Source organism: Blastococcus sp. SYSU D00820 (genome assembly GCF_054050695.1).
The window spans coordinates 1-22,322 of the sequence record NZ_JBJGZW010000024.1 but is presented as its reverse complement, the minus strand read 5'-3'; the positions used below and the strand labels follow the sequence as shown (position 1 = coordinate 22,322).

20 protein-coding genes are annotated in these 22,322 nt (G+C 77.6%); 8 read left to right on the top strand and 12 right to left on the bottom strand.

The genetic code is table 11. From position 1 onward, the window contains the following. Positions 1-18 precede the first annotated feature (18 nt). On the bottom strand, positions 19-978 hold the full coding sequence (ppk2, locus tag ACI79R_RS19815) for a polyphosphate kinase 2 (protein WP_456575382.1): 960 nt from the start codon (positions 976-978) through the stop codon (positions 19-21). Positions 979-1,022: 44 nt separating this feature from the next. On the opposite strand from ppk2, the gene ACI79R_RS19810 reads away from it, so the two are divergent. Further along, positions 1,023-4,016, top strand: a complete 2,994-nt coding sequence (locus ACI79R_RS19810; protein ID WP_456575381.1) for a sacsin N-terminal ATP-binding-like domain-containing protein — start codon at positions 1,023-1,025, stop codon at positions 4,014-4,016. A gap of 42 nt (positions 4,017-4,058) precedes the next feature. Here ACI79R_RS19810 and ACI79R_RS19805 read toward each other — a convergent pair whose 3' ends face one another. Next, entirely contained in the window at positions 4,059-4,421 is a 363-nt protein-coding gene (locus ACI79R_RS19805; protein WP_456575380.1) for a hypothetical protein, read from the bottom strand. 177 nt (positions 4,422-4,598) lie between these two features. Further along, positions 4,599-4,892 (bottom strand): hypothetical protein, encoded by a 294-nt coding sequence (locus ACI79R_RS19800; RefSeq protein WP_456575379.1) that lies wholly within the window; start codon positions 4,890-4,892, stop codon positions 4,599-4,601. 246 nt (positions 4,893-5,138) lie between these two features. Here ACI79R_RS19800 and ACI79R_RS19795 point away from each other — a divergent pair, with 246 nt between their 5' ends. The 3 genes from ACI79R_RS19795 to fabG all read left to right on the top strand — a co-directional run bounded on the left by ACI79R_RS19795 (position 5,139) and on the right by fabG (position 7,558). Then, positions 5,139-5,513, top strand: a complete 375-nt coding sequence (locus ACI79R_RS19795) for an STAS domain-containing protein (protein ID WP_456575378.1) — start codon at positions 5,139-5,141, stop codon at positions 5,511-5,513. 78 nt (positions 5,514-5,591) lie between these two features. Beyond that, on the top strand, positions 5,592-6,809 hold the full coding sequence (locus tag ACI79R_RS19790; protein ID WP_456575377.1) for an acetyl-CoA C-acetyltransferase: 1,218 nt from the start codon (positions 5,592-5,594) through the stop codon (positions 6,807-6,809). Then, positions 6,806-7,558, top strand: coding sequence for a 3-oxoacyl-ACP reductase FabG (gene fabG, locus ACI79R_RS19785; protein WP_456575376.1), 753 nt, complete (start codon positions 6,806-6,808; stop codon positions 7,556-7,558). Before ACI79R_RS19790 ends, fabG begins: the two co-directional genes overlap by 4 nt. A 12-nt stretch (positions 7,559-7,570) precedes the next feature. Here fabG and ACI79R_RS19780 read toward each other — a convergent pair whose 3' ends face one another. The 3 genes from ACI79R_RS19780 to ACI79R_RS19770 form a co-directional block, all read right to left on the bottom strand. After that, positions 7,571-8,437, bottom strand: a complete 867-nt coding sequence (locus ACI79R_RS19780; protein ID WP_456575375.1) for a DUF1206 domain-containing protein — start codon at positions 8,435-8,437, stop codon at positions 7,571-7,573. Between the two features lie 24 nt (positions 8,438-8,461). Beyond that, on the bottom strand, positions 8,462-9,301 hold the full coding sequence (locus tag ACI79R_RS19775; protein WP_456575374.1) for a DUF1206 domain-containing protein: 840 nt from the start codon (positions 9,299-9,301) through the stop codon (positions 8,462-8,464). A 76-nt stretch (positions 9,302-9,377) separates the two neighbouring features. Then, positions 9,378-10,214, bottom strand: coding sequence for a DUF1206 domain-containing protein (locus ACI79R_RS19770; protein WP_456575373.1), 837 nt, complete (start codon positions 10,212-10,214; stop codon positions 9,378-9,380). 121 nt (positions 10,215-10,335) lie between these two features. Between ACI79R_RS19770 and ACI79R_RS19765 the strand changes: the two genes are divergently transcribed. Then, complete coding sequence (locus ACI79R_RS19765) at positions 10,336-10,986, top strand: hypothetical protein (RefSeq protein ID WP_456575372.1); 651 nt, start codon at positions 10,336-10,338, stop codon at positions 10,984-10,986. A 1-nt stretch (position 10,987) separates the two neighbouring features. Here ACI79R_RS19765 and ACI79R_RS19760 read toward each other — a convergent pair whose 3' ends face one another. Continuing rightward, positions 10,988-12,085 carry a hypothetical protein gene (locus ACI79R_RS19760; RefSeq protein ID WP_456575371.1) on the bottom strand — a complete coding sequence of 366 codons (1,098 nt, stop codon included), beginning with the start codon at positions 12,083-12,085 and terminating at the stop codon, positions 10,988-10,990. A 90-nt stretch (positions 12,086-12,175) separates the two neighbouring features. Here ACI79R_RS19760 and ACI79R_RS19755 point away from each other — a divergent pair, with 90 nt between their 5' ends. Together ACI79R_RS19755 and ACI79R_RS19750 are read left to right on the top strand one after the other, a co-directional pair. Further along, positions 12,176-13,780, top strand: coding sequence for an SIR2 family protein (locus ACI79R_RS19755; RefSeq protein WP_456575370.1), 1,605 nt, complete (start codon positions 12,176-12,178; stop codon positions 13,778-13,780). Between the two features lie 43 nt (positions 13,781-13,823). Then, complete coding sequence (locus ACI79R_RS19750) at positions 13,824-15,092, top strand: cytochrome P450 (protein WP_456575369.1); 1,269 nt, start codon at positions 13,824-13,826, stop codon at positions 15,090-15,092. On the opposite strand, the gene ACI79R_RS19745 is transcribed toward ACI79R_RS19750, so the two are convergent. Genes ACI79R_RS19745 through ACI79R_RS19725 form a run of 5 tightly spaced genes read right to left on the bottom strand, consistent with a single transcriptional unit; the run spans position 15,038 to position 21,299 of the window. Beyond that, the gene (locus tag ACI79R_RS19745; RefSeq protein ID WP_456575368.1) at positions 15,038-16,204 is read right to left on the bottom strand and encodes a hypothetical protein; all 1,167 of its coding nucleotides are present in this window, start codon (positions 16,202-16,204) and stop codon (positions 15,038-15,040) included. The genes ACI79R_RS19750 and ACI79R_RS19745 overlap by 55 nt on opposite strands. A 20-nt stretch (positions 16,205-16,224) precedes the next feature. Then, the gene (locus tag ACI79R_RS19740; RefSeq protein ID WP_456575367.1) at positions 16,225-17,319 is read right to left on the bottom strand and encodes a hypothetical protein; all 1,095 of its coding nucleotides are present in this window, start codon (positions 17,317-17,319) and stop codon (positions 16,225-16,227) included. 56 nt (positions 17,320-17,375) lie between these two features. Continuing rightward, the gene (locus tag ACI79R_RS19735) at positions 17,376-18,536 is read right to left on the bottom strand and encodes a hypothetical protein (RefSeq protein ID WP_456575366.1); all 1,161 of its coding nucleotides are present in this window, start codon (positions 18,534-18,536) and stop codon (positions 17,376-17,378) included. Between the two features lie 55 nt (positions 18,537-18,591). Beyond that, on the bottom strand, positions 18,592-19,260 hold the full coding sequence (locus ACI79R_RS19730) for a response regulator (RefSeq protein WP_456575365.1): 669 nt from the start codon (positions 19,258-19,260) through the stop codon (positions 18,592-18,594). Further along, a complete protein-coding gene (locus ACI79R_RS19725) occupies positions 19,257-21,299 on the bottom strand; it encodes an ATP-binding protein (RefSeq protein ID WP_456575364.1) in 2,043 nt (680 codons plus the stop codon). The genes ACI79R_RS19730 and ACI79R_RS19725 overlap by 4 nt, the downstream gene beginning before the upstream one ends. A 176-nt stretch (positions 21,300-21,475) precedes the next feature. Here ACI79R_RS19725 and ACI79R_RS19720 point away from each other — a divergent pair, with 176 nt between their 5' ends. Next, on the top strand, positions 21,476-22,216 hold the full coding sequence (locus tag ACI79R_RS19720; protein ID WP_456575363.1) for a hypothetical protein: 741 nt from the start codon (positions 21,476-21,478) through the stop codon (positions 22,214-22,216). Positions 22,217-22,322: the final 106 nt, after the last annotated feature.

Genomic DNA, 22,322 nt, shown 5'->3' with positions numbered 1-22,322 from the left:
CCCGCCGGTAGCAACCGGTCAGCTGGCCACCGCGTCCTCCAGTGCCTCGCGGTCGGACTCCAGCACGTCGGTCGCGGCCACCACGATGTTCGGATCGGGCTGCCCGACGACGTCGCAGTCCTTGCCGTCGTAGTCCAGCCCGCACAGCAGGTACCGCATGGCCTCGAGCCGGGCGCGCTTCTTGTCGTTGCTCTTGATGACCGTCCACGGCGCCCAGTCGGTGTCGGTCGCGGCGAACATCGCCTCCTTGGCGGCGGTGTAGTCGTCCCAGCGGTCCAGCGAGGCCAGGTCGGTGGGGGAGAGCTTCCACTGCCGCACCGGGTCCAGCTGCCGGACGATGAACCGGGTGCGCTGCTCGCGCCGCGAGACCGAGAACCAGAACTTCACCAGGTGGGTGTCGCTGTCGACGAGCATCCGCTCGAACTCGGGCACCTGGCGCATGAACTGGTCGTACTGCTCCGGGGAGGCGTAGCCCATCACCCGCTCGACGCCGGCGCGGTTGTACCAGGAGCGGTCGAACAGCACGATCTCGCCGGCCGCGGGCAGGTGGGTCACGTAGCGCTGGAAGTACCACTGGGTCTGCTCGCGCTCCGAGGGCTTGTCCAGCGCCACCACCCGCGCGCCGCGCGGGTTCAGGTGCTCGGTGAACCGCTTGATCGTGCCGCCCTTGCCGGCCGCGTCGCGCCCCTCGAAGAGGACGACGACCTTCGCGCCGGTCTCCTTCACCCAGCCCTGCAGGCGCAGCAGCTGGATCTGCAGCCGCCGCTTCTCCCGCTCGTACTCCCGGCGGGGGAGCCGCTCGTCGTAGGGATAGCCCTCGCGCCAGGTCTCCACGCGCCGGCCGTCGGGCCCGTAGAGCTCGCCGTCGTCGTCCCAGTCCTCGTCGGAGTCGGTGTCCGGCAGCGCCTGCAGCCGGTAGGCCGACAGGTCGATGGTCGAGGCGAGCGGGCGGGGCGGGGAGTCCTCGTCGGCAGTCACGCGGAGGGACTACCCGCCGTCCCCCCACTGCCATGCTGGCGCGCGTGCCCGACCCCGTTGATCCGTTCGACACGGCGGCCCAGCGGGCCCGGGTGCTCGCCGCCTGGGCCGCCTCGCCGGCCCGGTTCCGCGAGGACGCCAACGCGGAGGAGGACCTCGTCCGCGGCGGCTACCGCGACCGGCTGCTGGTCGAGCTGGCGCAGAACGCCGCCGACGCCGCGGCCCGCGCGGGGGTGCTCGGCCGGCTGCGGCTGGAGCTGTCCGGCGATGCCGGAGCCGGGGTGCTCCGGGCGGCGAACACCGGCGCGCCGCTGGACGCCGAGGGCGTCCTCGGGCTGGCCACCCTGCGCGCCTCGGCCAAGCGCGACCAGGCCGGCAGCGTCGGCCGGTTCGGGGTCGGCTTCGCCGCCGTCCTCGCCGTCTCCGACGAGCCGGCGCTGCGGTCGACGACCGGCGGGGTCGCCTTCAGCGCGGAGCGCACCCGCGCCGAGGTGGCCGCGGTGCCGGCGCTCGCCGGCGAGCTGGCCCGGCGCGCCGGCGCCGTGCCCGTGCTGCGGCTGCCGTGGCCGGCCGCGGAAGCCCCGCCGGAGGGGTACGCCACCGAGGTCGTCCTCCCGCTGCGCCCCGGCGCCGGCCCGTCCGTCCGGACGGCGCTGGCGGCGCTGACCGCCGAGCTGCTGCTCGCCCTGCCCGGCCTGGCCGAGGTCGAGGTGGTCGTCGACGGTGCGGCCCGCCGGCTCGCCTGCCGGGTCGACGGCGACACCGCCGCCCTGACCGACGGCGACCGGACGACGTCCTGGCGCCTGGCCCGCCGCTCCGGGACGCTGCCGGCCGCCCTGCTCGCCGACCGCCCGGTCGAGGAGCGGAACCGCCGCGGCTGGACCCTCACCTGGGCGGTGCCCGTGGACGACGCGGGCGCGCCCCGCCCGCTGCCCGGCCCGCAGGTGGTCTCCGCGCCGACGCCGGGCGACGAGCCGCTGTCGCTGCCGGTGCGGCTGATCGCGCCGTTCCCGCTCGGCCCCGACCGCCGGCACGTGCTGCCCGGTGCCGTGACCGACGCGCTGGTCGCCGAGGCCGCCGCCGGCTACGCGGAGCTGCTGGCCGCGCTGCCGGCCGATCCCGCGGTGCTCGCGCTGGTCCCGCGGGTGGGGCTGGCCGGCGCCGCGCTCGACGCCGCGATCGGCCGGGCCGTCCTCGACCGGCTGCGCGCCACCGCCTGGCTGCCGGTGGCCGGGCACCCGGACCAGCGGCAGGCTCCCGACCGCGCCGCGGCGCTGGCCGAGCCCACGCCGGAGCGGATCGCCGCGCTGGTCGACGTCGTCCCGGGGCTGCTGCCGGAGGAGTGGTCCCGCCGCTCGGCCGGCCCGGCCCTGGCCGCGCTCGGTGTGCGCCGGGTCGGCACCGCCGAGGTCGTGGAGGCCGTGCGCGGTGTCGGCCGGCCGCCGGAGTGGTGGGCGCGGCTGTACGCGGCGCTCGACGACGCCGACCGCGACGAGCTCGGCGCGCTGCCCGTGCCGCTCGCCGACGGGCGGACCGCGCACGGGCCGGCCGGCGTGCTGCTGCCCGATCCGGAGCTGCCGGTGCACCGGCTGGCGCCGCTGGGCCTGCGGCTGGCCGACCCGGTCGCCGCGGGCACCCCGGCCGCGCGACGGCTGCTGGAGCGGCTGGGTGCCCGGCCGGCGAGCGCCGCGGCGGTGCTCGCCGACCCGGCGGTGCGGGCCGCCGTCGAGCGCTCGCTCGACACCGTCGAGGACGGCGACGGCGATCCCGGGGCGGTCGCCGACGCGGTGCTGTCGCTGGTGGCCGCGGCCGGCCCGGCCCCCGGGGAGCTGCCCTGGCTGGCCGAGCTCGCGCTGCCCGACGCCGACGGCGGCTGGGCGCCGGCCGGCGAGCTCGTGCTGCCGGGGTCACCGCTCGCCGCGGTGCTGGCGCCCGGCGCGCTGGGCACCCTCGACCCGGCCACCGCCGCCGGCACCGACGCCGCGGTGCTCCGGGCGGCCGGCGTGCTCGACACCTTCGCCGTCGTGCGCGCCGACGACCCCGACGACCTGGACGTCGACGGGGTCGAGGACTGGGTGGACGACGCGCTCGACCGGCTGCCGGCCGGGGCGCCGCCGCCGTCGTGGCCGGCGGTGGTCGCCGTCCGCGACCTGGAACTGGTCGACGACTGGCCGCGCGCGCTGCCGCTGCTGGCCGCGCTGCCGGCCGAGGCGCGGGCGGACGTCGACCTCGACGGCGTGCCGGTGCCGGGCTACCTGCGGTGGTGGCTGCGCACCCATCCGGTGCTCGACGGACGCCGTCCCGACCGGCTGCGGGCACCGGAGGCGCCGGAGCTGCAGGGACTGTACGAACCGGCGTCCGCGCCGGCCGCGGTGCTGGAGCTGCTCGCCCCGCCGGCCCGGATCGACGACGTCCTCGCCGATCCGGCCGGCGCCCGCGACCTGCTGGACCGGCTCGGCGACCCGGCCCGCACCGTGCCGGCGGCGACCCTCCGGACGGTCTACGCGCGGCTGGCCGCCGCCCTCGACGGCCTCGCTGCCGAGCCGCCGGCCCGGGTGCGGGTGGCACCCGACCGGGTGGCCGACCCCGACCGCGAGGACGTCGCGGTGCTGGACCTGCCGTGGCTGCAGCCACTGGTCGACGCCGCGCTGGTGCCGGCCGGCGGCGCGCCGGCCGCGGTGGCCGACCTGCTCGACCTGCCGCTGGCCTCCGAGCTGGTCACCGCCCGGGTGACCAGCCGGCCGGCGCGCACGCTGCGCTGGGCCGACGTGCCCGGCGCCGCGCTCGCCGCCGCCCGGCTGGGCCTGCCGGAGCTGACCGGCGAGGTGGCCGTCCACGACCGGCTCACCGCCGGGAACCGTGCGGTGCCGTGGTGGCCGGGGGACCGGGTGGACGCCGTCGACGGCACACCCGCCGCGCTCGGCCGGGCCCTCGCCTGGCGGGCGGGGGCCTGGCCGGCGCGGCAGGCACTGGCCGAGGCGTTCGCCGCCCCGGACCGGGCGGCGGCGCTGGCCGCGGAGGACGCGGTCGGCGGCTGACCCGCCCTACCGCGTCACCCGCACCGTGTCACCCGCACCGTGTCACCCCCACCGTGGCCGGGCGCCCGGGCCGTGCCCGTGCGCGCCCGACGGCCGGGCGGAGCGCTGCCGCGCGGGTCCGGCGCCGGCCGGCACCCGGGCGGTCGCCGACCAGCACTCGTACAGCGACAGCCACAGCTCCGGGGTGAGCGCGGCGGCCCGCGCCGTGGGCGGCAGGCCGGCGGTGCGCAGCCAGCGGACGCCGGCCGGACCGGGCAGCACCGCACGCAGGGTGCCGCCCAGCGGCGCACCCGGCGTGGCGAGCACGGCCGCGGTCAGCCGGTCGAAGCCGGCGGTCTCGGACTCGGGGAGGGCGGTGCGGGCGGCGACCGCCGCGGGGACGGAGGAGGGAGCGGGGCGTGACAAGGCAGCCTCCGGACGGGGAGGGGCCGGCCGGGCAGCCGGCCGAGGGAGAGCAGGGGAGGGGCGCCCGGGACGGGCGGATGGGCGGGGAGCGGAGCTCGACCCGCGGCGCGGTGCAGCGGTGCTGTCAGGAACGCATGCCCGGAACGGTAGGGACCCCGGCCCCCCGCGTCGAGCGATTTACCGGGAGCCCTCGCGCTGGGCCTTGCGGGCCTGGTGGGCCTCCCACCTGGCCCGGTCGCGCTCGCGGGCGTCCTTGTTCCGCTCCCACTTCTCGGCGCGCCGCCGGGCGCGGTCGAGTTCCCGCTGCTCGAAGGAGGAGTGCTGGTCCCAGTCGCCGGCGAGCGCCACCACGCCCCAGAGGCTCGCCGCGACGATGCCCACGAACACCGCCCAGACCGGGTCGAGGGTCAGGGCCGCCGCAACGGTGACCGCCACCCAGACGAGGCCCCCGAGCACCAGTCGCGTCCGCACGCACACCAGTATCCGCGCCGCCGGCGGACGGGTGGCCGCCGGTCGCCGGCTGGAGAGGAACAGCAGGTGACGAGCCGGTGACGACCGGGATGGATCGTGCACGACCCTTGCCACGGGCACCCCGTGGATCTAGGTTGAGGGCAGGCGGTTCAACCACAAGCCGTATCGCCGTGCCGGACTCTCCTGCCCCACCCGGATTCCCGGGGGTCTTCTGTACGGACCCACTCTCGATCGAGAGGCGTCCCCATGAGCACGTCATGGATCGGTACGACCGTTCCCGAACTCGTCACCATCTCCGTCGCCCGCGCCGGCCAGTCGGCCTGCATCACCGTCTCCGGTGAGGTCGACTGCTCCTCCGCTCCCGACCTCCGCGCCTGCATCGACTCCGAGCTGACCGGGGACGTCGCCGAGCTCGTCGTCGACCTCGCCGGCGTGACCTTCCTCGACTCCGCCGGCCTGTCCGTGCTGGCCGGCGCCCACCGCCGCGCCGGCGACGCCGGCACCCGGCTGCGCGTCCTCGCCGGTTCCCGGGCAGTCGTCCGCCCGCTGGAGATCACCGGGCTCTGGCACCTGCTCGGTGCCGAGCGGGTGCAGCCGGCCGACGACGCCGCGACCGCCTGATCCCGGGGGTCGGCGCCGCGCGCCGGCGGCGGCAGGGGGAGACTCTGGGGGAACCCAGAGTCGTCCGAGGAGGACCCCGTGCGTGATGCCGTCATCTGCGAGCCCCTACGGACCCCGGTCGGGGGCTTCGGCGGCTCCCTGCGGGACGTCCCGGTGCAGGAGCTGGCATCCACGGTCATCCGGGCGCTTATGGAGCGCACCGGGCTGCCGCCGGAGTCCGTCGACGACGTCCTGCTCGGGCACTGCTACCCGACGATGGACGCCCCCGCCCTCGGCCGCGTGGCCGCCCTCGACGCCGGCCTGCCGGTGACCGCCTCCGGCCTGCAGATCGACCGGCGCTGCGGCTCGGGTCTCCAGGCCGTCGTGTACGCCGCCATGCAGGTGCAGTCCGGCACCTCGGACGTCGTCCTGGCCGGTGGCGCGGAGTCGATGAGCAACGCGCCGTTCTACTCGACCGCGATGCGCTGGGGCGTCAAGGCCGGGCCCGGCGTCCTCCTCGCCGACGGGCTGGCCCGCGGGCGGGTCACCGCCGGCGGCCAGAACCACCCGGTGCCCGGCGGCATGCTGGAGACCGCCGAGAACCTCCGCCGCGAGTACGGCATCGGCCGCCAGGAGCAGGACGAGTACGCCGTCCGCAGCCACCAGCGCGCCGCCGCCGCCACCGAGGCCGGCCGCTTCGCCGACGAGATCGTGCCGGTGACGGTGAAGACCCGGAAGGGCGAGACCGTCGTCGACCGCGACGAGCACATCCGCCCCGACTCCAGCGTGGAGACGCTGGCCAAGCTGCGGCCGATCCTGGGCAAGGACGACCCCGACGCCACGGTCACCGCCGGCAACGCCAGCGGCCAGAACGACGGCGCCGCGGTCTGCGTGGTCACCTCGTCGGAGAAGGCCGAGGAGCTCGGGCTGCGCCCGCTGGCCCGGCTGGTCTCCTGGGGCGTGGGCGGCGTGCCGCCCAAGACCATGGGCATCGGCCCGGTGCCGGCCACGGCCAAGGCCCTGGACCTGGCCGGCGTCGCGCTCAAGGACGTCGACCTCATCGAGCTCAACGAGGCCTTCGCCAGCCAGGTGCTCGCGGTGACCCGCGAGTGGGGCTTCACCGAGAGCGACTTCGACCGGGTGAACGTGAACGGCTCGGGCATCTCGCTCGGCCACCCGGTCGGCGCCACCGGCGGGCGGATCCTCGCGACCCTGACCCGCGAGATGGCCCGCCGCGACGCCCGCTACGGCCTGGAGACGATGTGCATCGGCGGCGGGCAGGGCCTGGCCGCGCTGTTCGAGCGGGTCGGCCAGTGAGCGCCCGCGTCGCGATCGTGACCGGTGCCGCCCGCGGCATCGGCGCCGCCACCGCCCAGCGGCTGGCCGCCGACGGGTTCGCCGTCGCCGTCCTCGACCTCGAGGAGGCGGCGGCCCGCGGCACGCAGGAGGCCATCGAGGCGGCCGGCGGCCGGGCGCTGGCCATCGGTGCCGACGTGAGCGACGCCGAGCAGGTGCAGGCGGCGATCGACCGGATCGCCGCCGAGCTCGGCCCGCCCGTCGTGCTGGTCAACAACGCCGGCGTCACCCGCGACAACATGCTGTTCAAGATGAGCGACGCCGACTGGGACATCGTGATGAACGTGCATCTGCGGGGCTCGTTCCTCATGACCCGCGCCGCGCAGAAGCACATGATCGACGCCACGTGGGGCCGCATCGTCAACCTGTCGAGCACCTCGGCGCTGGGCAACCGCGGCCAGGCCAACTACGCCACCGCCAAGGCCGGGCTGCAGGGCTTCACCAAGACCCTCGCCATCGAGCTGGGCAAGTTCGGCGTCACCGCCAACGCGATCGCCCCGGGCTTCATCCAGACCGAGATGACCAAGGCGACCGCCGCGCGGATCGGGGAGGACTGGGAGGCCTACGTCGCCAAGCGCGCCGCCGGCATCCCGGTCAACCGGGCCGGCACGCCCGAGGACATCGCGCACACCGTCTCGTTCCTCGTCAGCGAGGGCGCCGGGTTCGTCTCCGGGCAGGTCATCTACGTGGCCGGTGGCCCCAGGACCTGACGGCCCCGGGGCTCAGGACGACGGGTCGCGGTCGGGATAGCGCGCGCGGGCCAGCGCGTAGATCCCGAACGCGGCGAACCCGGCGGCCACCGCGCCCAGCAGCCACGGACCGGCCGGGCCGGCGCCGATCGCGGTCATGGCGCCGTCCAGGCCGGTCGCGGTGGTCACGTCGGCCGCCGCGGCCGCCCGCCACAGCAGCACGCCGACCAGGCCGAAGGCGATGCCCTTGGCGACGTAGCCGATCCGGCCCGCCACCTCGATGACCGGCTCCCACCGGTCGGGCGCGGCGGGCAGGTCGACGTCTCTCATGAAGCCGCCGGTGAGCCCGCGGACGAACGTGTAGACGCCGACGGCGACCACCCCGGCGGCCACCACCTCGACGGCGAACGTCCCGCCGGGGAGCTCGATGGTCTCCTCGGTCAGCTCCTGCATGCGCTCGTCGGCCTCGTAGCCGGCACCCACGGCGAACAGCAGCCCGGTGACCCCGAGGACGGCGTAGACCACCGCCTTGGCCAGGCACTTGGCGCAGACCACCGCGGTGCGCAGCCGGGTCCGGCGGTCGAGCAGCCCGTGCCACCAGAGCAGGACCTCGCCGGCCTGCCACAGGGCCAGGCCCAGCAGGCCGATGCCGATTCCCCAGAGCAGCACCTGGCCGCCGGGGGAGCCGGCGACGGTCTGGAGCGCGCCGGTCTGGTCGGCGTCGGTGCTGCCGACCCCGCGGGCGACCTGGACGGCGAGCCAGGCGATGAGCAGGTGCATGGCGCCGTAGGCGACCAGGCCCGCCCGGGCCAGCGCCGCCAGCACCGGGTGGTCGGTGACCTCCCGGGCCGACCGCACCGCCCGGTGCACCCGGTCGAGGAGGTTGCGGGCGGCGGGCACGTCCCCGATCGTGCGGCAGCGGCCTCAGGTGCGCTCGGGATAGCGGGCGCGGACCAGGCAGAAGGCCCCGAACGCGGCGATGCCGAGCGCGACCAGCGTCAGCAGCACCGCGCCGAACGGCGCGTCGAGGACGGTGCGCATCGCGCCGTCCAGGCCGGTGGCCTTGGCCGGGTCGAAGGTGACCGCCGCGTACACGAGCAGGCCGCCGACCAGCGCCAGCGCGATGCCCTTGCCGGGGAAGCCCACCTTGCCGAGCCGGCTCACCAGCTTCCGGGTGCCCGGGGACGCCGAGCCGAGGTCGATCTGCTTGAGGAAGCGCTCCGACAGCCCCTTGTAGACGTGGTAGGCGCCCACGCCGATCAGCACCAGCCCCGCGATGCCGACCAGCCAGCGCCCGCCGGGCCAGCCGAAGACGCCGGCCGTCGTCTGCTGCTGCTGCTGACCGCTGGACTGCCCCCCGCCCGTGGCGAAGCGGATCGCCAGCACCGCCAGGGCGACGTAGACGACCGCCTTGGCCACGGACTTGGCGACCTTCTTCAGCGCCTTCGTGCGCTGGTCACCGGAGGAGGACAGGCCCGAGCGCCAGCGGAGCACCTCCGCGGCCTGCCAGACGGCCAGCGCGATCATGCCGATCGCGACGATCCACAGCAGCGGCTTGCCCACCGGCGACTCCGCGAGGGTGGCCATCGCGCCCGACTGGTCGGCGGAGGCGCCGCCGCCACCCCAGGCCAGTTGCAGCGCCAGCCAGGCGATCAGCAGGTGGACGACGCCGTAGGCGACCAGGCCCACGCGCGCCAGGTTCTCCAGGGCGTCGCTGTTGCCCGCCCGGTCCGCGGCCGACATCGGCGATCCGACTGATCCCATGGCGAGTTCCTCCCGCTGTCAGCCCCCCGTGCGGGAACCAGCGTGGCACGGGACGGGCATCCGCGCCGGTCAGCACTCAGCCGACCGGATGACGCGCGCGGGCCAGGCAGTAGACGGCGAACGCGGCGAGGCCGGTGGCGACGCCGGTGAGCACCCACGGACCGTAGGGCTGCGCGGCGACCGCCCGGAGCGCGCCGTCCAGCCCGGTCGCCCGCGCGGGGTCGAAGGTGATCGCGGCCTCGCCGACGATCCAGCCGACCAGCACCAGCGCGACGCCCTTGAGGACGAAACCGACCTGGCTGGCGCGGTGCGTGAGCCGGCGCAGCGGCTCGGCGACGGCGTCCAGGTCGATCTCGCCGAGGAAGTCCGAGCGCAGCCCCTTGCGCACCGTGTAGACGCCGATGCCGACGACCACCAGGGCCACCGCGACGACCAGCGCCTGCCCGCCCGGCCAGGACAGGACGCCGCGCACGGCCTGCCGCTCGTCGTCCCGCTCCTGCCGGAAGCCCAGCGCGTACCGGACGGCGGAGACGGCCAGGTAGCCGTAGAGCACCGCGGTGCCCACGGTCTTGACCACCTGCACCAGCGCCGCCCGCCGCTCCCGGCCCGGCGGCGGCAGCCGGTGGTGGTGGCGCAGCACCTCGACGGCCTGCCACAGGCACAGCCCGGCCAGGCCGACGGCGAGCACCCAGAGCAGGGCGTGGCCGAGCGGGGTGGCCGCGACGAGGCCCAGGGCGCCGGCCTGGTCGGCGGAGTCGGTCGTGCGGCGGGCGTTCCACGCCAGCTGGCCGGCCAGCCACGCGACGAGCAGGTGCAGCAGCGCGTAGCCCAGGAGGCCGAGCCGGGCGAGCTGGCGGAGCAGGCTGCTGGAGGCGGCGCGCTGCGTCACCGGCGTGCGCTCCTCCGTCGTCACGCCGCTCCCGTCCCCGCTCGCCGTCGCTGCGCCGACGAGGGTGACACGTCCCACGCCCGGTCGCGCCCCGGCACGCCTCCACCCGTGCGGCCGGCCCGCGGCGGTGGGGGACACTGGCGACGTGGCGATCGGCGGTGCGGGTGCGGCGACTCTGGTGCAGGCGGATCCGGGGGTGGCCCGCCGGGCCTGGCCCCGCTGGGCGGCCCTCGGCGTCGCGATGATCGCCGTCGCGCTGGTCGCCGTCCTCTGGGACGCCGCCGGCGCCCGGCTCCTGCTCGGCGCGCTCGGTGTCTTCGGCGCCGTGCGCGGCGCCCTGCTCGCCCGCGGTGCGGCCGGCGGCGACCTCGAGCCGCGGGCCCGGACCCTCGGCACGGGCGTGGCGGTCGCCGGCCTGGCCGCGCTGGCCGTGGCCGCAGCCTCGGCCGCCGCCTCCGGCTGGGTGCTGCTCGTCGCCGCGCCGGTGGCCCTGGTGGTCACCTCGCTGGTGCTGCTCGGCCGGGGCGGCGCGGCCCGGCGGGGTGGCGTCGTGGCCCTCGTCTGGTCCGTGCTGGTGGCCGCGCTGCTGGTGGTCACGGGTCTGGCCGCCGGCTGGGAGCGCGCCGTCGACGGCGCGACCGTGGTGGGCGCGCTGGCCGTCGGCTGGTTCGGCGTCGTGATGCTCGTCGGCGCGGCCGGCCTGCGCACCGCGGCGGCCCGGCCGGCCCCGCCCCAGCCGGCCGGCTGCGCGGGCTGCGCGTGCGCCGGCGGCGGCTGCTCGGTCCTGCCCCGCTGACTCAGGCGGGCAGCAGCCACAGCGCGGGCCCGTCGCAGTCACCCAGCACGACCAGCGCGCCGTCCGCCCCGGTGGCCAGCGCGGTGGCATGGCCGTCGGCGCAGACCGCCGTGGTCGACACCACCGAGCCGTCGGCCGGGTCCAGCACCCGCACCGTCTCGCCGTCGGCGACCACCGGGCCGCCGGCGGTGGCCAGCAGCTGCGCCGGCCCGGCCAGCGGCACGCCGTCGACCGGGCGCGCGGGCCCGCCGTCCTCGACGGCGACCAGCGTGCCCTCCCGGCCGGTGACCAGCGCCGCCCAGGCCGTGCCGTCGTCGGCGACCGCGAGCCCGCGCACCTCCGTATCCGGGGCGGCGACCGGCAGTGGGACCGGCGCGGCGACGGGGGTCAGGTCCGGCCCGACCACGACCAGCTCCGCGGCGGCCTCGCCGCTGTCCGCGTCGTAGGAGGTCACCGCCACGGCGACCAGCCCGCCGTCGGGGGAGACGGCCAGCGCGTCGGCACCGATCCGCCCCTCGCCGGCCGGGACCTCGACGGGCGGTTCCGCGGTCGCCGTCGCCGGGTCGACGACGACCAGCTGCAGCGGGCCGTCGTGCCGTTCCACGGCGACCAGAACCCGCCCGTCGGGCAGCACGGCCGCGGTGCTGCCTCCCGACGCGGCGGGGAAGCCGGCCACCGGCCGGACCGCGCGGATCCCGCCGGTCGCCGGGTCGATCTCGGTGATCGCGTAGCCGGAGGCGTCGCCGCCGGGCTCGCCGACCACGAGCACGGCGTCCCCGCTGCCGACCACGGCGTCGGGGCGGGCGTCGGTCGGCAGCTCCCAGGCGTCGCCGGCGGTACCGGCGGCGGGGTCGACCGGGCGCACCCAGCCCTGGCCGTAGGGGCCGGCCACCAGCACCAGGGCGGTGCCGTCGGAGCCGGCGCCGAGCCCGGTCGCCAGCGGGCCGTGCTCCACGTCGCCGCCGAGTCGCACGGCGGGCTCGACCGGCGGGCCGGAGGGCGACGGCGGCGCCGCCACCCCCGCGACCGAGGCGGTGCAGGCGGACAGCAGCAGGGCCGCCGCGGCGGCTGCGGCGGCGGCGAGGGGGCGCGCGGGCATGGTCCGACCCTCCCGGCCGGTCCTTGCGTGGCACCTGCGTGGCACTTGCGCCGTTCCCGGCCGCCCCGACCCGGGTAGGGGAGGGCCACCATGAGCGGACACGTCTTCGTGGTCGGTGCCGACCTCACCCGGCTGTCCTGCGACGACGTCCTGGTGCCCACCGGCCGCACGCTGCGGGTGGCACGGAGCTGGCGCTCCCTGGTGCCCGGCGAGCTGGTCTCGGACGAGTCGCCCGAGGGCGCCTGCGTGCGGATGGCCTGGTCGGGCGACGAGCGGGCGCTCGAGCTGCCCGGCGAGGGCCGGCGGCGGGCCTGGCTGGTCGACACCGTGGACGACGAGGAGCGCGGCCTGCCGTGGCTGCTCGACGGCGCCCGCCAGGCCCTGGCCGCGGTGGCCCGGCGCGAGGTGCGCGAGCCGGTGCACGGCCGGGCCCGGCGGCTGGTCGGCCTGCCGGCGCTGGGCACCGGCTGGGGCGGCGCGGCCGGCCGCCGCGGCGAGCTGCTGCAGCGGCTGCTCCCGGTGCTCCGCGAGGCCGCGGTCGAGCACGGCTTCGACGTCGCCCTGGTGCTGCGGGGGCCCAGCGACCTGGCCGCCGCGCAGCGGGTCCGCCGCGGCGAGGACGGCGGCTGGGACCTCCCCGCCGAGCTGGTCGCCCTGGCCGAGGAGCTGGGCGACCGGGCCCGCCGAGGCCAGCTGGCGCTGTTCGTCGGCGCCGGCGTGAGCGCGGCCGCCGGCCTGCCCACCTGGGAGCAGCTCCTGGACGAGCTGGCCGCCCGCACCGGGCTGGACGACGAGCTGCGCGCCGGGCTGGCCCGGCTGCCGGCGCAGGACTCCGCCGCGCTGCTGGCCCGCGAGCTGGGCCGCGCCGAGCTGGAGGGCTTCGTCAAGGAGCGGTTCGGGCCCGGGCCCTACGCCCTGGCGCACGCGCTGCTGGCCGACCTGCCGGTGCAGGAGTACGTCACCACCAACTACGACCCCCTGGTCGAGCTGGCCGCGGCCGACATCGGCCGCGAGCTGCGGGTGCTGCCGTTCGAGGAGCCGCAGCCCGGCGCGCCGTGGCTGCTCAAGCTGCACGGCGACGCCGCGCACCCGGAGAGCGTGGTGCTCACCCGCGAGGAGTACCTGCAGTTCGGGGACAGCCGGGCGGCGCTGGCCGGCGTCCTGCACTCGCTGCTGCTCACCCGGCACGTGCTCTTCGTCGGCACGTCGATGCTCGACGACGACCTGATCCGGATCGCCCACCAGGTGCGCTCGGCGGTGCAGGTGCCCGGCGCCACCCAGCGCCGGCGCAGCGGCACCGTGCTGGCGCTGCGGGAGGACCGCGCCCGCAGCCGGCTGTGGGAGCAGGACGTCGAGACGGTGGCGATGAGCCCGGCCGACGCGTCCCCGGCCGAGGCCGCCCGCCGCCTGGAGGTGCTCTTGGACCTCATCGGCTGCCTGTCCACCCCGCCCACCGGCTACCTGCTCGACCCGGCCTACCGGGGGCTGCTCGACGAGGAGGAGTGCGCCCTGGCCGAGGCGCTGCGCCCGGTCGCCGAGCGGGTGCCCGACGACGCCCACGGCGCCTCGGCGGCCGCCGAGGTCGCCGTCCTGCTGCGCCGGCTGGGCGCCGGTGCCTCCGCGGGCGACGTGCCGCCCCCGGACGGTGCCACCGAGCCGCGCGACGAGCGGGTGCAGGAGCAGCGGCCCGGCTGACCGGCAGGGTTGCTCCCGCCGGGACCGGGGAAGGGCAGCCCCCATGCGCCTCGAGAACGCCCCGCAGCTGCTGGCCAAGGGCTACGCCTGGCTGCCCGACAAGCGCCGGGCCACCGGCCGGCGCACCGTCGCCGCCCGGCTCGGCGGGCTGCCGGCCTACGGCATCGAGGGCCCCGAGGCCGCGCGCTTCCTCTACGACGAGGACCACGTCCACCGCTCGCACGCCATCCCCGAGCCGGTGCAGGCCACGCTGTTCGGCAAGGGCGCGGTGCACACCCTCGACGGCCACGAGCACCGGGTGCGCAAGGCGATGTTCGTCGCCCTGCTCATGCGCGAGGAGGGCATCGCCACGCTCGTGGAGGAGGCCACCGCCGCCTGGGACGCCGCCGTGCCGGGCTGGGCGCAGCGGCCGCAGGTCGTGCTGTTCGAGGAGTCCGCGCAGGTGATCGCCGGCGCGGTCTCCCGCTGGGCCGGCGTGCCGGTGACCGACGACGAGGTGCCGGCCCTGGCCCGCGACCTGCTGGCCATGGTCGACGGCTTCGCCACCGGCGGGCCCCGGCACTGGCGGGCCCGCCGCGCCCGCGGCCGGCGGGAGGCCTGGCTGTCCGCGCTCGTCGACGACCTGCGCAGCGGCGCGCGGTCGGTGCCCCAGGGGTCGGCGGTCGACGTGGTCGCGCACCACCGGGACGCCGACGGCGAGCAGCTGGACCCCCGGGTGGCCGCCGTCGAGCTGCTCAACGTCATCCGGCCGACCACCGCGGTGGCCTGGTTCCTCGCCTTCTCCGGCCACGCGCTGATCCGCTGGCCGCGGTACCGCGAGCAGCTGGCCACCGGCGACCCCGCGTTCGCCGAGGCGTGGGCGCACGAGGTGCGGCGGTTCTACCCGTTCGCGCCGTTCATCGGCGGCCGCACCCCGCGGGCGGTCGAGTGGGACGGCCAGCGGATCCCGCGCAACGCCATGGTGCTGCTCGACCTCTACGGCCAGAACCACGACCCCGACCTGTGGGGCGATCCCTACGCCTTCCGGCCCGAGCGCTTCCTGGGCCGGCAGATCGGGGCCTACGAGCTGGTGCCGCAGGGCGGCGGCGACCCGCGGACCAACCACCGCTGCCCGGGGGAACAGATCACCGTGGCGCTGCTGTCGGCGCTCGCCGTCCGGCTGGCGCGGCTGCCGGTCGAGGTGCCGGAGCAGGACCTCACCATCTCGCTGCGCCGCATCCCGGCCCGGCCGGCCGACGGCATCCTGCTGCGGGTGGGTCAGGCCGGGTCGAGCACCAGCAGCGCCGGGCCCTCGCAGGACGCCGCCAGGTAGAGCCCGCCGGCCGGCCCCGCGGCCAGCGCCGCCTCCTCCCCGTCGCAGAGGGCGACGGGGTCCGACGCGGTGCCCCCGGCCAGGTCGACGGTCAGCAGCGAGGTGTCGCCGTCGGGGCCCTGGTGCACCAGCCAGGCGGTGCCGCCGCGCACCAGCAGGTCGGTCAGCCCGCCGCCGGCCAGCTCGGTGCCGGCCGGCGTGAGCGCCACCGCCTCGCCGGCGCCGGGCTCCACCGTGACCAGGCCGTCGTAGCTGCGCTCGCCGGCCTCGGGGCCGCCGGAGACCGCGACGACCACCGTGCCGTCGTCGGTGACGGCGACCGCGTCGGCCCGCGCGGAGGCGAGCTCCGGCGCGAGGTCGACCTCGGTGCCCGGGCCGGTCAGGTCGGTGCCGACGGTGACCAGCAGCGCCCGCAGCTCCGCCGGCGCGTCCGGGTCGAGCACCTCGGCGGTCACCGCGAGCGTGTCGCCGTGGACCACCAGGCCGGTCACCGTGACCCGTCCGTCGTCGGCGCCGACGTCGGCGAGCACCCCCTCCGTGCTCGCGACGACCGTTCCGGTGGCCGGGTCGACGGCGGCGAGCACCGGGGCGCCCGAGGCGCGGGTCAGCCCCACGTACAGCAGCCCGTCGGGGCCGAGCGCCGCCCGGGCGCCGCCGAAGACGATGTCGGTGGGCAGGCCGGCGACCACGCGGGTCGCGACGACCGCCCCGGTGCCCGGGTCGACGACCTCGAGCGCGAACCGGTGGTAGCCGTCGGGCTGGGCGACGTACCCGGCGACGAGCACCTCGCCGCCGGCGGCGACCACGGTGGCCGGGTACCCGTCCGGGGCCAGCTCGACCCGGCCGGTCACCTCGCGGGTTCCCCCGTCGACGGCGACGACCGCACCGCGCTCGGCGCCGGAGGTGGTGACGTCGCGGAGCAGGACGTACACGGCGTCGTCCGGACCGGTGGTGACGTCGACGACGCCGGCGTAGTCGCCGTACGGCTCACCGGCCGGGACCGACACGTCGACGCGGGCGACCTCGCCGACGCCGGGGCCGGTGGAGCAGGCGGCGAGGGCGAGGGTGGCGGCGGTGAGCAGGGCGAGCGCGGGAGCGCGGCGGCGGGACATGGGGGGCTTCCTCGGACGGGTCAGGAGACGGGCTCGGGGTCGATCGGGAGGGTCCACAGCAGCTGGCTCTGCCCGCAGTCGCCGAGGACGGCGACGCCGTCCGCGGTGACCCGGACGCCGCCCTGCGCACCCCAGCCCTCGTCGGAGCAGAGCGGTGCCGAGGACAGCTGCTCGCCGGTGGCGAGGTCCAGCCGGAGCACGACGAACGGTGCGCTGCCGCCGGCCAGCCAGGCGACGCCGTCGCGCACGACGACGGTGCCCTGCGCCTCGGGCAGCTCGGCGGCCTCGGTCGCCGCGGTCGCGTCCGCCGCGACGGCGAGCAGTCGCCGTCCGTCGAGGGTGTAAGAGGTGCCGTCGGCGTCCACGGCCAGCCCGGTGAGCAGCGCGTACTCCTCGCCGGCGAGCAGCGGCACCGGCTCGCCGAGCGGCTGCAGGCCCGCGCCGAGCCGGAGGAGGAACAGGACCTGCCGGTCGCCGGCGTCGTCGGTGACCGACACGAGGGCCACCAGGTGCCCGCCGTCGGCGGAGGCGGCGACCGCCTCGACGGTGGAGGTCGTCGCGCCCGGGAGGCGGTCGAACAGGTCGGGCTCGGCCGTGGCGAGCACCGCGCCGGTGGCGGGGTCGACCTCCAGCAGCACCGGCCCGTGCTGCTGGCGGGCGGCGGTCACGAACAGCCGGCCGTCGTCGGTCACCGTGCCCGTCGTGGCCCAGGCGGCGCCCTCGGGCCACGGGGTGACCGGCCGCTGCGCGGTCACCTCACCGGTGCCGGGGTCGACGACGTGCAGCGTGTACCCGGGCTCCGTCCCCTGCGCGCCGACCAGCAGGTCGTCGCCGTCGAGCAGCGCGGTGTCGGCCCAGTACGGCACCGGGGTGGTCACCGCGACGGTCACCTCGCCGTCCTCGACGACGCTGACGCGGGCCTGGTCCCGGTCGGAGGACAGCGTGACCACCCGCCCGTCGGGGGCGACGGTGACGTCGGCCGGGTTGCTTCCGGTGGGCGGGGTGATGTCGGCGGCGGAGGAGGGGGCGAAGCCGGCCGGTGCGGAGGTGCAGGCGGCCAGGGCGAGCAGGGTGGCGGCGACCAGGGGCAGCGCCGCGCGGAACCGGGGGGACATGCCGATCACTCTCCGGCGCGGACTTGCAGGGGGCTGGGAGCGCACTTGGTGGGGCCTCACCGCGGGTCGAGCGCGACGAGGACGGCGTCGTCGCAGGTCGCGGCGGCCGACAGCGCGCCGTCCGCTCCGACGGCCAGGGCCATGGGGGTGCCGCAGAGGGTCAGCGGGGCGCTGCGGCTGCCGGTGGCCGGGTCGATGGTGGACAGGGATGCCTCGGCACCGGGCAGCCGCTCGGCGGCCACCCAGAGCTGCCCACCGGCCAGCGCCAGGTCGGTCACCGTCGCGGCGGCCGCGTCGTCGCCGGGGTCGGTGAGCACCCGGCCCCGGTCGTCGCCGGGCGCGGCGGTGACCACGACGCCGGTGTGCCGGAGGGTGGCCGGATCGGTGCCACCGAGGGCGGCCCACAGCGTGCCGTCGTCGGCCAGGGCGACCGCCTCGGGCAGCGAGGTGGCGGCGCCGGCGAGCTCCGTCGGCGCGGCCAGCGGCTGCAGGTCGGCGCCGTACCAGACCGCCATCGCCCGGTGCCGGTCGGCGGCTCCGGCGTCGGGGGAGAAGACCTCGGTGACGACGGCGACGGTGCCGCCGTCGGGTGAGACGGCCAGGGCCGGGTACTGGTAGCGGGTGCCGTCCGACGGCAGCCGCCCCAGGTCGACCACGGTCGAGCCCAGCACCGCCCCGGTGGCGGGGTCGACGGCCAGCAGCACCGGCAGCGGCCCGTCCAGCCGGGGGACCAGCACGTACAGCGGGCCGCCCGGCACGGCCGCCGCGCGCGTCGCGGTGGTGTGCGCGTCGTCGGGCACGGCGACCGGCCGGCTCCCGGTGACCGCTCCGCCGACCGGGTCCACCACCTGCAGCTGGTAGGTGGTGGCGCCCTCCGGCCCCACGAAGCCCGCGACGACGACGGCGTCGCCGGCGACGACGGCGGTGTCGGCCTGCGTCTCGGGGGCGAGCTCGGCGCGGGTGGTGACGTGGTCGCCGTCGACGACGGTCACCGACGCGGGGCTGCCGAAGCCGGCCTCGTCGGCGACGACGAGCACCCGGCCGTCGCCGGCGGCGACCAGGTCGACGACCGGCGCGGCGTCGGGGGAGCCGAGGGCGACCCGGGCGACCTCGTCCGCGCGCGGCACCTCCGCGCCGCCCCAGCCGAGCACGAGCGCGGCGACGGCGAGGACGGGCAGCGGGAGCAGGGGGACGGCCGAACCGATCCGGGACCACATGCCGCACAGCGTCGGCGGCGCCGCTTGCGGTCTCCTGGCGGCGGACTTGCGACGCTCAGCTCCCCGGCGCCGGCCCCAGGCCGGCGTCGCGGGCCAGCGCCACCGCCTCGGCCCGGCTGGCCGCGTGCAGCTTGGTGAGCACGTCGGACACCCGGTTGCGCACCGTCTTCTCCGACAGGAACAGCCGGGCGGCGATCGCGGCGTTGGACAGCCCGTGCGCGACCAGGTCGAGCACCTCGCGCTCGCGGTCGGTCAGCTCGGGGAAGGGCACGGCGGTCGAGCGGGCCCGCGAGGAGGCGAAGAAGGCCAGCACGCGGTCGGCGATCCGCGGGCCGAACACCGCCTCGGACCGGGCCGCGGCGCGCACCGCCCGGGCGATGTCGCCGGCCTCGGACTCCTTGAGCAGGTAGCCGCGGGCGCCGGCGCGCAGCGCGGCGAACACCGAGTCGTCGTCGTCGCTCATGGTCAGGACGATCACCGAGGTCCCCGGGTGGTCGGCCGAGATCCGGGCGGTGGCCGGCACGCCGCCGGTGCCCGGCATCCGCAGGTCCATGAGGACGACGTCCGGGCGGTGCTGCCCGACCGCGGCGACGGCGGCCTCGCCGTCGGCGGCGGTGGCGACCACCTCGATGTCCTCGGCGTCACCGAGGGCGTCGGCGACGCCGTCCCGGTAGACCGGGTGGTCGTCGACGACGACGACGCGGATCGCGGTGGGCGCGGTCACCGGGCCGCCAGGGGCAGTCGGGTGCGCACGATGGTGCCTCCTCCGGGGGTGGTCTCGACGTCGAGCGTGCCGCCGACCTCGGCGGCGCGTTCGCGCATGCTGGTGGAGCCGACGCCCGGGACGGCGTCGGGGGCGATGCCGGCGCCGTCGTCGCCGACCTCGACGAGCAGCTCGCCGCCGGCGGCGGTGAGCGTGACGGTGCAGCGGGTGGCCCGCGCGTGGCGGACGGCGTTGGCCACCGCCTCGGTGGCGATCCGGTAGGCGGCCACCTCGACCGCGGCGCGCAGCGGCGGCAGCTCGCCGGCCACGACGGTGACCCCGGCCGGCTCGTCGCCCGCGGCGGGCGTTCCGGCGGGCACCGGCATCCGGTAGGCGGCGACGTGCTCGCGCAGCGCGCCCACCAGGCCGAGCTCGTCGAGGGCCGGGGGGCGCAGGTCGTCGACGGCGCGGCGGACGGCGGCGACGGTGCGCCGCATCTGGTCGCGCAGCCGGCCGGCGAGGGCGGCGAGGTCCGGCTCGCCGCCGAGCTTCCCGGCCAGCCGCTCCAGCTGCAGCGCCATGCCGGCCAGCTCGGGGCCGACGCCGTCGTGCAGGTCGTGCCGCAGCCGGCGGCGCTCCTCCTCGCGGCCGGCGACGATCCGCTCGCGGCTGGTCTGCAGGTCGGCGACGAGCCCGGCGGCCCAGACGAGCACGGCCGCGCGCCGGGCGACGTCGTCGAGGGCCGCCTTCTCGGTGCGCCGCCAGTGCTCGCCGGGGGAGCGGTGGGTGATCCGCAGCTCGCCGACGGGGGTGCCGAGCGCGGTCAGGGGCAGCACGTCGACGTCGTCCTCGTCCCGGACGGAGCCGGCCGAGACCGCCGGCGCCAGCCGGGCATCGGCGGGGACGACGGCGACGCGGGGCAACCGCAGCGCGCGGGCCACCGCGTCGACCAGCGCCTGCAGCGCGTCGGTCGGCCCGCCGGCCAGGTCGAGGGAGCTGCCCACCCGCGTGGCGACCGCCAGCGGGTCCCGGCGCTCGCCGAACAGCAGCCGGTCGACCCCGCGCTGCGCCCGCTCCCAGCCGGCGGCCGCGGCCAGCGCGGCGACCGCGGCGGCCAGCACCGCCACCCGGCGCTCGCCGGCGCTGAACTCGCCGACGACCGCGACGAGGGCGAGGTACCCGACGAGGAGCAGCACCGACAGCAGCGTGAACACGACGGCGCGGCTGACCACCTGCCCGACGTCGAACAGCCCGTGCCGCAGGACCGCGACCGCGACCGACACCGGCACCGCGGCGAATCCGATGGCGAAGACCGCGTCGAAGACGTCGGTGGCCTCCACCACCAGGGAGAACAGCGTGCAGAAGACCAGCGCCGACGTGCCCAGCACCAGCCACTGCAGCTGGGTGCGCTCGACCCCGCGGGAGCGGCGCATGCGCACGACCAGGGCGGTGACCCCGATCGGGGCGCCGAGGAAGAAGGTCGCCATCGACCCGAAGCGCAGGACGTACTCGGGCACCATCGAGGAGGTCACCGACAGCGGGTTGGCCAGCTCCTCGGTGAAGTCGGAGCTGCCGCGGACCATCGTGGCGAGGATCGTCCCGACGACCACGGTGATCAGCACCCGCGCCGGCCACCGCCAGCGGGGCGAGGGCAGGGTGCCGGTCGGGAAGTACAGCGGCACCAGCGCCAGGACGACGTAGTAGGGCGTGAAGCCCCAGGCGGTCAGCCACACCGCGGCGGCGGCGAGCGGGCCGTGCACCCCGTGCTCGACGGCGTACCCGAGCGCGTACTGGCCGGCCAGCAGGTACGGGCCGGTGACGGCCGTGTACAGCAGCAGCCAGCCGACCCGGTTGCCCGGCTGGCGCCAGAGCACCAGGGCGGCGACCGGCGGGTAGAGCAGGCCGAGCACCGCGTCGGCGCCGTACACCGGCTCCCCGCCGAACCAGGCGCCGATGACCACCGCGACCAGCGTGCACGCGGCGCCGAGCAGCGCGAGGACCCCCGGCAGCCACCGGCTGACGCCGCGGGCGGGGGTGCGGACGGAGGTCGGGCCCGGCACGGCGGACATCCTGCCGGGCGCGCGGCCGGATCCGGGAGGGACACGGCACCCCTTCGGGCGGGGAACCCGGCGCCCGGGACGTCGGGACCCGCGGCCCTGGGGGCCGGGACGCGGGGCGCCGGAGAGTCCTCGCCGAACCTCCCGACCCCACCGCACCGCCCGACAGGAGCACCCCGATGACCCCGCCCGTTCCGCAGCCGGCCGCTGCCCAGGCCCCCGTTCCCCCGGCACCCGCCGCGTCCCCGGTGCCGCCCGCCGGCCCCCGCGCCGAGCTGCGGCCCGGCGCCCGCTTCCGCCGGATCGGCGGCGGGCTGTCGCTGGTGGCCGGCGGCACGCTGGTCTTCGCCAGCCTGCTGATGATCCCGTACGAGAACCAGACCCACGCCGAGTACCTGCAGACCGGCGTGGACCACCAGAGCAACATCCTCTGGGCCGCCGTCGTCCTGCACTACGGCTACCTGCTGCTCCTGCCGGCCGCGCTGACGCTGGTGCACGTGGCCCGCCGCGGCGCCCGCAAGCTGTCCACGGTGGCGATGGTGCTGGCCGGCCTCGGCGCCGGTCTCTCCGGCATCGTCGTGGTCGACTACTACGACGTCGCCCTGGCCAACGGGCTGCCCGCCGACGAGGCGCTGCGCATCTTCGACCTGGCCGGCAGCTACGGGCAGGGCGCGCTGATCGCCGCCCCGGCGATCCTCGGCCTCGGTGTCGGCACCAACCTGGCGATGTTCGCCGCCTGGTGGGCGCGGGCCATCCCCGTGGTGCCGGTGGTGCTCAGCGTCGTCGGCTGGGTGGTGTTCTTCTTCTTCTCCGGCGACGCGTGGCTGCCCTCGATCGGCACCGGCCTGGCCGCGATCGGCATGGCCTGGGCCGGCGTGGTGGTGCTGCGGATGCGCGACGAGGTCTGGGACCGCATCTGAAGAAGGACCTCCCTGCCCCCCACCGCACCCGGGATCCCCCCCGTTGGGCGCGTCTGGGGGGGTTCCCGGGGGGCGGGGCGGCCGGCCCGCGGCGCCGGGGCGCGTG